Here is a 12,032-nt window from a genome sequence, read left to right on the forward strand (position 1 = left end):
CCCAAATCCATTGTTTTCTTATAAGAAGGTTTCAGGTTGCTTGGCAGCTGTACGCGCAGTCTGTGGACTGATCACCCCTTTGGTGACCAAGTTTTTCAGACTTTGATCCAGTGTGGTCATACCGTAGTTTGCACCAGTCTGAATAGCAGAATACATCTGTGCCACTTTGTTTTCACGAATTAAGTTACGAATGGCAGGAATACCAATCATGATTTCATGCGCGGCAACACGGCCACCGCCATTTTTCTTAAGTAAGGTTTGAGAAATCACGGCTTGTAGCGATTCAGATAACATGGCACGAACCATGTCTTTTTCTTCAGCAGGGAATACGTCAATCACACGGTCAATGGTTTTTGCCGCAGAGGTGGTATGTAGTGTACCGAAGACCAAGTGACCCGTTTCTGCTGCTGTGAGCGCCAAACGAATAGTTTCAAGGTCACGCATCTCACCCACGAGGATAATATCGGGGTCTTCACGTAGTGCTGAACGCAGTGCTTCGTTAAAACCATGTGTATCACGGTGCACTTCACGTTGGTTGATCAAGCATTTTTTTGACTGGTGTACAAATTCGATTGGGTCTTCAACCGTTAAGATATGGTCATAGCGGTTATCGTTAATATAATCGATCATTGCCGCCAATGTGGTAGATTTACCAGAACCGGTAGGCCCCGTCACTAAAACTAAACCACGTGGCAATTCACATAACTCTTTGAAGGTTTGTCCTAAACCTAAGTCTTCCATGGTCAGGACTTTAGACGGAATGGTACGGAATACTGCACCTGCACCGCGGTTTTGGTTGAATGCGTTCACACGAAAGCGAGCAATGCTTGGAACTTCAAAGGAAAAGTCCGTTTCTAATTTTTCTTCGAAATCACGACGTTGTTTGTCATTCATGATGTCATAGACCAGTTTATGCACTTCTTTGTGTTCTAAAGCTGGTAAATTGATACGACGAACTTCACCATCGACACGAATCATCGGTGGCATACCTGCAGATAAGTGTAAATCTGATGCCCCGTTCTTAGCCGAAAAGGCTAGTAATTCTGTGATATCCATTATTTCCCCGAGTTCATTTAAATGCTAATTATTTTGATAGAATAATAAGGCTTTCAATCAACTTAACCAACAGTTTGTTGAAAGGCAAAGCAAAAAAGATGACCGAAATGAGACCCTCGTCAATGAATATCTTGCAAAATTCACGTCAATACGTGTTATCCCAAATTAAACAGGCCTGCGAAATTTCAGGGCGTGACGTGGAGTCTGTAGAACTTTTGGCGGTTTCTAAAACACATCCGAGCGAAGTGTTACGAGACATGTACGCTTGTGGTCAACGCGCCTTTGGTGAGAACTACCTACAAGAGGCTTTGCAGAAGATAGAGGCGCTACAAGATTTAGAGATCGAATGGCATTTTATTGGGCATGTACAACGCAATAAAACCAAACATTTGGCTGAAAAATTTGCATGGGTGCATGGAGTTGATCGTTTAATTATTGCAGAGCGTTTATCGGCGCAGCGTCTGATAACACAACCACCATTAAATCTTTGTCTACAGGTCAATATCGATGCTCAAGACAGCAAAGATGGCTGCCAACCTGACGAGGTTGCTGAGTTGGTAAAAAGTATCAGTCAGTTGCCTCACATCAAGCTGCGTGGTTTGATGGTGATTCCTGCACCGAACAATACCCAAGCCTTTAAGGCCGCAAAAGCGTTATTTGACCAAGTGAAAGAGCGGCATGTACATCCTGAAGACTGGGATACCTTAAGCATGGGCATGTCAGGCGATATGATCGATGCGATTGCAGCTGGGTCGACTATGGTTCGCGTTGGAACTGCCTTGTTCGGAGCGAGAGATTATTCACAGCATTAAGTCTAAATAGGGCTTCTTGTGCTTAAAGGCAGTGAGAAGCGCTTAACTTACAATTATATAAAACTAATAGGCTGCTGAAAAAATAGGCTTAATTTAAACTCATGAATTGAACCGTCTATAGATTAGACAGATGAACAATGATTGCCTGACAACGATAAAAATTGCATTTAGGATGAGGCCAAAATGAAAAAACTCTATTTATTTATCTCCCTGCTTTTGAGCTTATTTGTGGCAGCTTGTAGTAGTACAAATACCAAAATGAGTGAGATGAGTGCGGAATCTACGGTTCAGAATGCTCAGGTCGCTAAAAGTGAAAAATTAGGCACCAAGTGGGGTGATGAGATTAGTTCAAACGTCACGGAAGTCAATTTAAAACGCTTATCCAGTAGCCCAATTGCTGAATCACAAGTTCGCTATGCCAGCAAAAAATATGTGGGTAAGGCCGTGAACAGTCTGTCATTGGCCGCTGGAAAGATCAGTTTTTCGATTGTAGATGATGCGCAGCGTCCACTGCCTTTATTCCGAGATGGTCAGCAGTATTATTTATCTGGTAAAGATGGACAAAGTTATCAACTCAAATACCAAAACCATAGCAATAGCACGTTTGAAGTGGTTGCCAGTGTCGATGGTTTAGATGTTATTGATGGACGTGCAGCATCACGTAGCAATTCAGGTTATGTGCTTCGTCCACAGGGGGAGTTGATTGTTGAAGGCTTCCGTAAGAGTGACTCTGCGGTGGCATCTTTTACCTTTAGTCGACCGGAAGATGCCTATGCTGCAAACTCAGATCATGGTTCCATCCAAAATACAGGTGTGATTGGTACTGTGATTTACCCGCTACAGTCTGTGGCGACTACAGACAAAGCAGTAGATGCATCTAAATATGCGCCTCCACCAAAAGCATTCCCAGCGGATTAAAGCATTCGTTTGGATCTCACAGGGAGCACTTACATTAAGTAAGATGCTCCCTTTATTTTTAACTGAGAGATGGTGTCTTAAAACAAATCCAACTTTGACTTTCAAAAATCTAAAATTATCCCACTACCTCAATGGTACTGGCACCTGCGCCCAAAGCTTTGACTTGGATTTGCACAGGAATACGCTCATGCATTTCTTGGATGTGTGAAATCAGCACCACTTTACGACCTTGATTCTGTAATTGGTCGAGAGCATTCATGACCATGTGCAGGGACGATGCATCTAAAGTTCCAAAGCCTTCATCAATAAATAGAGATTCGATTTTCATTGACCCTGAGGCCATATTGGCAATGGCAAGAGATAGGGCAAGGGCAGTCAGGAAAGACTCGCCCCCAGAAAGTGATGCAACGGAGCGGGTCTCTCCATCCATATCATGATCAATAATAGCTAGACTCAGCGAATGCTCTAAACGCTTTAAGGTATAACGCTGTGAGAGTTGGTTGAGCTGTTGGTTGGCATGTTCCAGTAAAATATCGAGATTATATTGCTGCGCATAATCACGGAATTTTTTGCCAGTGGCATCTCCCATGAGGCCTGAAATTTTCCCCCAACGGTGTTCTTCCTGTTGTATGGCTTGAATCTGATCTGCAAATTGCTTTTGTTTTGCGACATTTTGCTGATGCAACTCAAGTTTAAGTTTGAGCTGATCGCGTATTTCAAGTTGTGTTTGCAGTGCTGTTTGATGCTCCTGCATTTGCTGTTGTAACTGTGCTGGGTCAATTTCAGGTTGATGGCCCAGATGTTCACTCAACTGCTCTTGCATGGTTTTCAATGCAGCATGTGCTTCATTTACTAGGCGTTCTGCATGCTGTAATTTCTGACGGATGTGTTGTTCCTGAGCCGAGCTAATTTGAGCCAGTGCATCTAAATCAGGCTTATGGAAATCAGGGTGCGCATTGAGCCAGTGTTGAAGGGTATTTTCTACTTGATTGGCACTGGTCTGATTCTGCTGCAACTGTGCTTTAAGCTGTTCTAGCTGATTTTTTTCCTGTTCGAATTGATGGCGCAATTGCTCAAAATGCTGTTTCAGCTGTTGATAATGGCTTTGCGTCTGCTGGCGATGTTGATCGTGCTGGATGAGCCACTCATTGGCTTTGATTTCAGTTAAGCCTGTCATTTGTTGGATTAATTGATTGGCTATTTCTGTATTTTGCTGTCCTCTTTGTTTGATCTCACTGAGCTGCTTGTTGGTTTCAGCGATGTGCCTACTGGTATTTTCGATATTCAGTTGATTGGTCTTGAACTGTTGCGTGGTTTGTTCGCGTTGCTGACGCCCTTGTTCCAACTGTTCCAGTTGTTGTGAACGGGTATTTAGACGTATCAAGATTTGCTGAGCGGTTTGGGGGGGCTGCTGTTGCCAAGCTGTTTTCTCAGCCTCAGAGAAGCACTGCACGATATGCTGAACTTGGTTGTGCAAACCGTTCGCTGTTTGTAGTAAATGTTCAATTTTTTGAATGTCTTGGATGCATTGTTGCTGGATTTTAATATTGTGTTGGAACTGCTCAGACTGTTGTTTGAGTTGTTGCAAATCCGAGTGATATTGCTCAGCCATTTGCATGAACTGAGTCTTCAACTCCGATGCTGTTAGGGTGAAGTCGAGCGCTATATTTGTCGTTTGACTGTGCTCGATTAACACGTGTTGCAAAGTACTAATTTTTTCAGAAAGTTGCTGAATTAAAGTTTGCCGTTGTTCTATTGCAGTATTCAGTTTAGTCAGCTGCTGCTGGGCGTATTGCCAGCCATCAAAGCAATTTTGTTCTTTCAGTGTTGCCTGTTGCTCCTGCTGTTGTTGAAGCTCAAACAGGGCCTTGGAGAGCGCAGTATCTTCCACTTTATAAGGATGTGAGGTACTGCCACAGACTAAACAGGGTTCGCCGTCTTGGAGTGCCGAGCGTAAATCTTCGATATTTTTAGCATGTAAAAGTCGTTGCTGTTGCAACACCTGTTGTAGCTGGATGCGTTCACTTTTGGCAGATTGAAAGGCTTGTTCTGCTTGTCGGCTATTGTGCTGCACGGCTTGAAGCTGTGTATTGGCATTGTCGAGCAGTACTTGCTGTTCTGTAGATTCAGCTTGTAGGTCAAAAAACTGCTGAATTTTCTGCTGAATCAGCTCGAATTGACTGAGCTGATTAATTTTCAACTCACGTTGTTGTTGTGTCTGCGCAATTTTGACTTCAAGTTGTTCGATCGTCCCGAACTGTTGAATCGACTGCTGTAATTGTTGTTTTTCTGATGCTAGCCGATGTTCCGCTTGAGCACGAGGCCCGAGTTGATGTTCAATTTTTTGATATTGATGAATGAACTGTTCTAGCTGTTGAGTATGGGCGCTGAGACCTTTGTCTAAGTTTACAAACTGTTGTGAGCTTTCCAGTTGCTGCTTACACTCGGTTTGCTGTCGATCAATATGTTGAATCAGCTGTTCAAGCTTTTGTTGTTGCTGAGTTAGGGGCAGCTTAGACTGCTCTAAAGCCTGCAATTTTTCCTGAACTTTCTTAAACTCAGCCCCAATAAAATCACGTTCTTGAATACATTTACGCACCTCATTCAATGCATCATGATGGGTACTTTCAAACTGTTGTAGTTCATTCACTGCTATTTCAGCTTGAGTAAATTGGGCTTTTTCACTTTCAAATTTAAGCTGTAAATGATCGAACAGTTGTTGCTGTTGTTGAATACGGGGCGTCAGTTGCTGCACCGTTTGCTGTAATTGTTGTTGTTGGAATACTACAGCACGAATTTCTGAAAAGATCTCCAAACGAGCCAAGTGTTCACGCTCAGGAGCTAAATCTTGTTGTAACTTGCTTTGTGTATCGAAGAGTTGTTGTTTGCTAATGATTTCACTGTCGAGTTTATGTTTGCGTTCGAACCATTGTTGTTGTTTTTCCAATTGCGACTTTTGAGCTTCAAGCTGTTTATAATCCCTGTCGCACTGCTGAAACTCTGTCGATAATGCAGTGACTTGTTCATCGGTTAACAGTTCAATATGACCCAGTACATTTTCCAGTTCTTTGCGCTGCGTGGCGACAGATTTGGTTTTTTCATATGCCAATTGACCAATTTTCCCAAAAATAGCGGAATTGGTCAGATATTCCAGCAATTCGCCGCGTTCATTGTCCCGTGCTTTTAAAAAAACAGTGACCTCAGATTGGGCCAATAAAACGGCACGAGTAAATTGTTCAAAACTGAGTTGAGTGATGCGTTTAATATTTTCATCGACGGCTTTGGCTTTATCCGCAACCACAACACCATCGGTGACACATTTTAAAGAGCGCTGCACACTTTGCAGTTTTCCGTCTGCTTTTTCCCGTGAACGTTTTAATTCCCAACGCGCGATATAGCGCTTTTGGTCTTGTGCAATAAAGCATAGCTCGGCATAGCCATGTGCAGTGCCACGACGCAGTACGGTCAAGGGGGAGTTGGTAAGTAGCTCTGAGCCATCGACATCTTGAAGTTTGCCATCACTGTCTTTTAGCCGTGGAATACGGTTAAACAATGCCAAGCACATGGCATCTAAAATGGTGGATTTACCTGCACCTGTTTTCCCTACAATGGCAATCAGACCTGCACTGGCTAAGGGATCACTTTCAAAATCAATCAAATGTTCGCCAGAAAGTGAAGCAAGGTTCTTAATTCGAATCGATAAAATATTCATACTAAACCTTTAAGCCTCGTGTTCATCTGCAAGGGATTGTTCTGCTTCACGCATTAAGCTCATAAAATCGTTCAACACTTCTGCATCATTGTGATAACCCTGTTTTTCCCAAATTTGCTGAAACAGTTTTTCTGGTGTAGGCGGTTCTAAACTTACTTTAGCGGGTGCATTGGGGTCTTGCTCAGTCGCTAAATATTGACGTGAAATACGGACTAAACGATAACGGTCTTTGGGTAGAGCCTCTTCGAATTGTTGTCTTAAATTGGGCTGCGGTGGAACAGTAGTATGGTATTCAATATCGACATATTCACGTTGATCAATCTCTGGGATGGCACCTTGAGGCAGTGCTTGCAGCTTTTCCAGTACTTCATTGAGTTCACCGCGTATTTTATGCAGTTGAATACTTCGTGGTATTGCTAAAACATTCAATTGAAAACGGGATGAATCGTTTTGTGTGGGATCAAGTGTCACTTCAACAATTTGATGTTTATAGTTAATTTCACTAAAAGATAGTGGAATCGGGGAGCCACTATAGCGGATATGCTCTTCACCGACTTTTTGGGGTTTATGCAAATGCCCGAGTGCCACATAGTCAATGATTTCATCAAATAATGTCGTGGAGAGTGCTTCTTCATTCCCAATTACTATAGGACGCTCAGAGTCAGAGGTTTCGCCGCCTTGCATATGTGCATGAGACATTAAAATCAGGGCTTGATCTGCTGTTTTGCGGGCTTTGGCCTCAGCAATCAGTTGTTGATGCAAATAGGCAATCGCATTTTGGCTATTGGTGGTGTGTTCATTAAAGCCTGTAATTTCAGCAGGACGTAAAAAGGGCAGGCTCAGACACCATGCCACAGTATTTTGTTGCTCATCTAAAATTGGCACCAATAAATGCTCAAGATCGATCTGCTGTTGGCTATTTTTATGAATCACTCCCACGGCTTTGGCATTGTATTTGGCCAGTAACGGTTCAACTTGTTCAATTCGGTAGCCTGAGTCGTGGTTGCCTGCAATCATCAGGGTTTGCATATGCGGTGCACGTGCATGCGCATCTGCTAAGAACTGATAGAGTTGCTTTTGTGCGGACGATGCAGGGTTGATGACATCGAAAATGTCTCCTGCAATCAAAAGCGCATTTGGCTGTCTTGCACTGATTTGTTCCAGTAACCATGCTAAAAACTGTTCATGTTCATACTGACGGGAATGGTTATAAAAAAACTGTCCCAAATGCCAATCAGATGTATGAAAAAAACGAACAGCCATAGATACCCCAAGCTCAAAGCGCAATAGAGCTATAAGCTAACATAAATCAAAATTATGCGATGGATAATTGTCGCTACGACGACAATCTTTGACCTGATAGTTGAGTGCCTATTTTTAAGTTGAATTGCACAGAAAAACTATTGAGCGATTATGTGAAAAAGAATGTGATGGGTTTATTTGATTAACACCATAGTAAAAAGATAAATTTTGATTAAAAAATGTTCTTTTAATGGGGTATTATGTAATTCTGTGAAATTGTATATCGTGTCGAAGTCGTAAATGAAATGTGAACATCGATCACAGATTCAATTTTGAGACTTTATAAGAATGATTTATGCAGAATGTCTAAAAAATAAGTTATGCCTTGAATAGGACAAGGTATAAGGAGAACATAACTATGTCTGATTCTATTTTCAGTTCGCCCCGTATTGTTAATGATCTGGTGTATAAGACGCTGATTGAATCAACACTTGCTATTCCTTGGAGTATTGATTGGGGTACCAAAAAGTTTAGTTATATTGGCCCACAAATTGAAAAAGTGCTGGGTTGGAAGCAAGACTCGTGGAGAACAGTCGAAGATTGGGCGATGCGAATGCATGAAAATGATCGTGCATGGGTGGTTGATTTTTGTGTGGCGCAGTCGATTTCTGGGGTTGATCATGAGGCGGATTATCGCGCACTGACCATAAATGGAGAATATATTTGGATTCGCGATGTGGTGCATGTAGTGCGCAAACCCAATGGGGAAGTCGATAGTTTGGTTGGATTTATGTTCGATATTTCGGAGCGTAAAAAACAGGAACAAGAGTTAGAAATACTGAAAAAACAACTGGAAGAATATTCGTATCAAGACGGTCTGACGGAGATTGCCAACCGTCGCTTCTTTGAAGATAGCTACCAACGTGAGTGGCTCAATGCCCAGCGTGAACAGCAACCTTTGACCCTCATGTTATTGGATATCGATTATTTTAAACAATACAACGATCATAATGGTCATCTTCTCGGTGATGCTTGTCTGAAACAAATTGCACAAATACTGAAAAAAAGTGTCTCAAGACCACGTGATTTGGTCGCACGTTTTGGCGGGGAAGAGTTTATTTTGATATTGCCTGATACAACACAAGCGTCTGCAATTGAAGTGGTGGAGCGTATTTTACAGAGTATCCGTACCGCTGATATTTGCCATAGTACATCACCATTGGATCAGCGTTTATCGGTCAGTTTAGGGGTGAAGACCATTATCCCAACGCAAAAAAATGACAAAATGGCCTTTTTAAAAGAGGTCGATCAGAATCTTTATTTGGCCAAAGAGCGGGGACGTAATGGTTATGTCATTCAGGATGCAGAAGACGTCCAGCACTTAAACTCATATTAACTTTTAAGGGCTTCTTGATCTATTGAGGTGAGGGAGCACTGAAAAATCAGTCCTCAAAAAAATAAAGACCGACGATTCGAGTGATGATGAAATCGTCGGTCAAAGAAAACTGCTTCACGCTTAAATGTCGGCTGCTGACAACATTTAAATTTGGAGCCAATCTTATTGCTCTAGGAAAGGTCACCGTACGTATTGTGGATGCCGGTACAATGTTGACGGTTGCTGCGACCTTGTACCCTATTTAACGCACATCAACTTCGATTGGTTGACATGAAAATGAAAAAAAACTGAATTTTTTTTATAATGATTTTTTGGCTGGGTTTAAAGTAGCGCTATGATTTCGCTAACACGATATTTTCTCTGGTTTTTTTTCATATGTTTTGTCTTTAGTTGTGTCTGTGGTGTACTCGCTGCTCTACTTCCGACAGGGATGGGAGCGGTATTAACGGCTGTACCTTATTTGGTGGCCATGATTTGGGTTTTACTTAAATTTATTAAGCAACAACGCCGTGCGCCAACCCAAGTAGAACGGAAAAAATTCACTTTAGGTTTTAGTTTGATTTTTTGGAGCTATAACTTTGCCTTTCTCATGTTAGGTTTATTTATCTTTGCGCAGGGAGATGCTGAAGTTTGGCAAAACTTTATGCTCTACGTCCAACAACCGCAATTTATCAGTATGGTGGTGATTCTGATTTTATTGATCGCGATTCCCCTGTATCTGCTGACGTACTGGTTTTATGGCAAACAAGCAGAGCGTATGGCAGCAAAAATAATCGATTAATCGTAAAGCTTTCTTCTAAATGCTATAGTTGATCAAAAGCATCATTTGAGATCACGCTATGCAAAAAGAACGTGTATTGGTGACAGGAGCAAGTGGTTTTATTGGTTCAAACTTGCTCGATTATTTATTAGAAAAAGATTATGAAGTGATCGGCTTAAGTCGACAGAAAAATTTGCCTAAAATTCACCCACATTTAACTTGGATTCGAGCTTTAGAAGAACTCAAGCATGATCGCATTGATTATGTGGTGAATTTGGCTGGGGAAAGTATTGCTCAGGGGCGTTGGACAGATGCCCGCAAACAAAAGCTGATCGCCAGTCGCGTTGAAATGACGACGATGCTCTATCAATATCTCGCTAAAAGAAAGATCAAACCGAAATGTATTATTTCAGGTTCAGCGGTGGGCTATTATGGTATCGATCCGACTGAACAATGGACAGAGTGTTGTAATGAGCAGTCAGCGCCGCAGTCTATTTTTATGTCAGAGTTGTGTCAAAAATGGGAACAATCTGCACGGCAAGACACATCGCAAAATACCAAAATTATCCGTTTAGGTGTGGTCTTTGGACGTGGGGCTGGCATTTTGCCGCAAATGTTGTTTCCGATCAAAATGAACTTATGTGGACGTATTGGTTTGGGGCGGCAACCTGTGGTGTGGGTGCATATTCAAGATGTACTGCGAGCGATTGAGTTTCTAATGTTGCATGAAACCACTGCACAAGTCTTTAATGTCGTCAGTCCAGAAAAAGTTACCCAGTCAGCATTTGCACAAACTGCAGCGCAAATTCTAAAACGTAGACCTGTACTTTCTTTACCCGCTTTTGTGTTGAAATTACTTTTAGGCGAGCAGTCTCAACTGGTGTTGAATGGTCAATTTATTCGCCCCGAAGCATTGAAAGCACAGGGATTTGAGTTTAAGTATCAGACTTTAAAAGAAGGATTGCTTCATCTCATTCAGCCCAAAGCCTGATTGTGGCGAAGCATCATCACGCAAAATGTGCTAAACGTTCTGGAGTATAGGCAGTCGCATCAACCGTTAAGTTTTGGCCTAACATCAATTCTCGTAGCAGTCGTGCAGATGCAGGCCCCATACATAGACCATTTCTATAGTGACCGAAGTTTGCCCAGAGATTGGCTATTTCAGGAAATGCTCCGATATAAGGGACGCCCGTTGGCGAACTTGGGCGTAGACCTGCCCAATGCTTCACAATTGGGAAATCGGCCAGTTCGGGCACCATGTCCAAACAGGCTTTATAAATATTTTGCTGGGTCTGTAGTGAAGGGCGTTGGTCAAAACCGACATCCGCCATGCTTGAACCACAAACGATATGACCGTCCAAACGTGGAATTAAATACATAACTTGATTCATACACATGGTTGGTAGCCAGTTTTCCGGGGTTTTAAACAGTAACATTTGCCCTTGTACGGGGTTCACTGGAATGCTGCACTGGAGTTGTTCGGACCAATGCTGTGACCATGCGCCTGTTGCAATCACCACATGATCTGCATGGTAGCTTTGTCCATCGGCAGTTTTTATCCCTTGAACTTTCTGATTGAGCATGTCAAAGGTATGTACCCACGCTTGCTCATGAAAGGTGACTTGTGGCTGCCGTTTGAGGTATTCCACAATCGACTTGAGCAGTCGAGGATTACGGACATTGGCTAACTGTGGAAAATGGATAGCTTTTTGAAAGCGCGAGGAAATGCGCGGATTGACCTGTTCCAGTTGTTCGTGTTGCAAAAGTTCACAATGCTGCATCGGTTCTTGATGTTGGTCTTTATAATTTAGGCCAATGTCAAAATCAGTTTCGTCAAAAATCAGCATACCTGTTTCGTGGATTTCAAAATCTATCCCGGAAACCGGACTAATTTTTTCATTCCATGCTTGATACATGCTTTTGCCATATTTGGCGAGGTCATTGACACTTTGTGGATAGCGCCATGGGTACATCGGGGAGAGAATCCCTCCGCCTGCCCATGAAGCCGCTTGTCCGGCTTGCTGTTGATCAAAAATATCAACCGAACAACCGTGTTCAATCAGCTCAAGCGCTGTCAGTAAACCACTGATTCCTGCGCCAATGATGGCAATATGCATTGAAATTCAATCCTTTTAA

Annotated in this window: 9 protein-coding genes; 5 read left to right on the forward strand and 4 right to left on the reverse strand. The window is 42.5% G+C overall.

All coding sequences use genetic code 11. The features are described 5' to 3' along the window. Positions 1 to 18: 18 nt before the first annotated feature. Positions 19 to 1,056, reverse strand: coding sequence for a type IV pilus twitching motility protein PilT (locus AC4CVD_RS03465; protein ID WP_004694862.1), 1,038 nt, complete (start codon positions 1,054 to 1,056; stop codon positions 19 to 21). A gap of 122 nt (positions 1,057 to 1,178) precedes the next feature. On the opposite strand from AC4CVD_RS03465, the gene AC4CVD_RS03470 reads away from it, so the two are divergent. Together AC4CVD_RS03470 and AC4CVD_RS03475 are read left to right on the forward strand one after the other, a co-directional pair. After that, positions 1,179 to 1,868, forward strand: a complete 690-nt coding sequence (locus AC4CVD_RS03470) for a YggS family pyridoxal phosphate-dependent enzyme (protein WP_490752042.1) — start codon at positions 1,179 to 1,181, stop codon at positions 1,866 to 1,868. A 183-nt stretch (positions 1,869 to 2,051) separates the two neighbouring features. Continuing rightward, the gene (locus AC4CVD_RS03475; protein ID WP_279691566.1) at positions 2,052 to 2,786 is read left to right on the forward strand and encodes a hypothetical protein; all 735 of its coding nucleotides are present in this window, start codon (positions 2,052 to 2,054) and stop codon (positions 2,784 to 2,786) included. A 115-nt stretch (positions 2,787 to 2,901) separates the two neighbouring features. On the opposite strand, the gene AC4CVD_RS03480 is transcribed toward AC4CVD_RS03475, so the two are convergent. After that, positions 2,902 to 6,498, reverse strand: a complete 3,597-nt coding sequence (locus AC4CVD_RS03480; protein WP_279691564.1) for an AAA family ATPase — start codon at positions 6,496 to 6,498, stop codon at positions 2,902 to 2,904. 9 nt (positions 6,499 to 6,507) lie between these two features. Continuing rightward, complete coding sequence (locus AC4CVD_RS03485; protein ID WP_279691562.1) at positions 6,508 to 7,761, reverse strand: exonuclease SbcCD subunit D; 1,254 nt, start codon at positions 7,759 to 7,761, stop codon at positions 6,508 to 6,510. A 397-nt stretch (positions 7,762 to 8,158) separates the two neighbouring features. Here AC4CVD_RS03485 and AC4CVD_RS03490 point away from each other — a divergent pair, with 397 nt between their 5' ends. From AC4CVD_RS03490 to AC4CVD_RS03500, 3 genes are all read left to right on the forward strand, one after another. Next, a complete protein-coding gene (locus AC4CVD_RS03490; RefSeq protein ID WP_279670588.1) occupies positions 8,159 to 9,136 on the forward strand; it encodes a GGDEF domain-containing protein in 978 nt (325 codons plus the stop codon). Between the two features lie 334 nt (positions 9,137 to 9,470). Beyond that, positions 9,471 to 9,917 (forward strand): ABZJ_00895 family protein, encoded by a 447-nt coding sequence (locus tag AC4CVD_RS03495; RefSeq protein WP_279691560.1) that lies wholly within the window; start codon positions 9,471 to 9,473, stop codon positions 9,915 to 9,917. A 58-nt stretch (positions 9,918 to 9,975) separates the two neighbouring features. Beyond that, positions 9,976 to 10,887 carry a TIGR01777 family oxidoreductase gene (locus tag AC4CVD_RS03500; RefSeq protein ID WP_279691558.1) on the forward strand — a complete coding sequence of 304 codons (912 nt, stop codon included), beginning with the start codon at positions 9,976 to 9,978 and terminating at the stop codon, positions 10,885 to 10,887. A gap of 16 nt (positions 10,888 to 10,903) precedes the next feature. Here AC4CVD_RS03500 and thiO read toward each other — a convergent pair whose 3' ends face one another. Then, positions 10,904 to 12,013 carry a glycine oxidase ThiO gene (thiO, locus tag AC4CVD_RS03505; protein ID WP_279691556.1) on the reverse strand — a complete coding sequence of 370 codons (1,110 nt, stop codon included), beginning with the start codon at positions 12,011 to 12,013 and terminating at the stop codon, positions 10,904 to 10,906. Positions 12,014 to 12,032: the final 19 nt, after the last annotated feature.

The sequence above is a fragment of the Acinetobacter sp. LipI_23 genome (genome assembly GCF_058243045.1).

Coding starts and splice junctions, on each gene's coding strand:
- AC4CVD_RS03470 (WP_490752042.1), top strand. CDS start 1,179: ATGAATATCTTGCAAAATTCACGTCAATACGTGTTATCCCAAATTAAA.
- AC4CVD_RS03490 (WP_279670588.1), top strand. CDS start 8,159: ATGTCTGATTCTATTTTCAGTTCGCCCCGTATTGTTAATGATCTGGTG.
- AC4CVD_RS03500 (WP_279691558.1), top strand. CDS start 9,976: ATGCAAAAAGAACGTGTATTGGTGACAGGAGCAAGTGGTTTTATTGGT.
- AC4CVD_RS03475 (WP_279691566.1), top strand. CDS start 2,052: ATGAAAAAACTCTATTTATTTATCTCCCTGCTTTTGAGCTTATTTGTG.
- AC4CVD_RS03495 (WP_279691560.1), top strand. CDS start 9,471: ATGATTTCGCTAACACGATATTTTCTCTGGTTTTTTTTCATATGTTTT.
- AC4CVD_RS03465 (WP_004694862.1), bottom strand. CDS start 1,056: ATGGATATCACAGAATTACTAGCCTTTTCGGCTAAGAACGGGGCATCA.
- AC4CVD_RS03485 (WP_279691562.1), bottom strand. CDS start 7,761: ATGGCTGTTCGTTTTTTTCATACATCTGATTGGCATTTGGGACAGTTT.
- AC4CVD_RS03480 (WP_279691564.1), bottom strand. CDS start 6,498: ATGAATATTTTATCGATTCGAATTAAGAACCTTGCTTCACTTTCTGGC.
- thiO (WP_279691556.1), bottom strand. CDS start 12,013: ATGCATATTGCCATCATTGGCGCAGGAATCAGTGGTTTACTGACAGCG.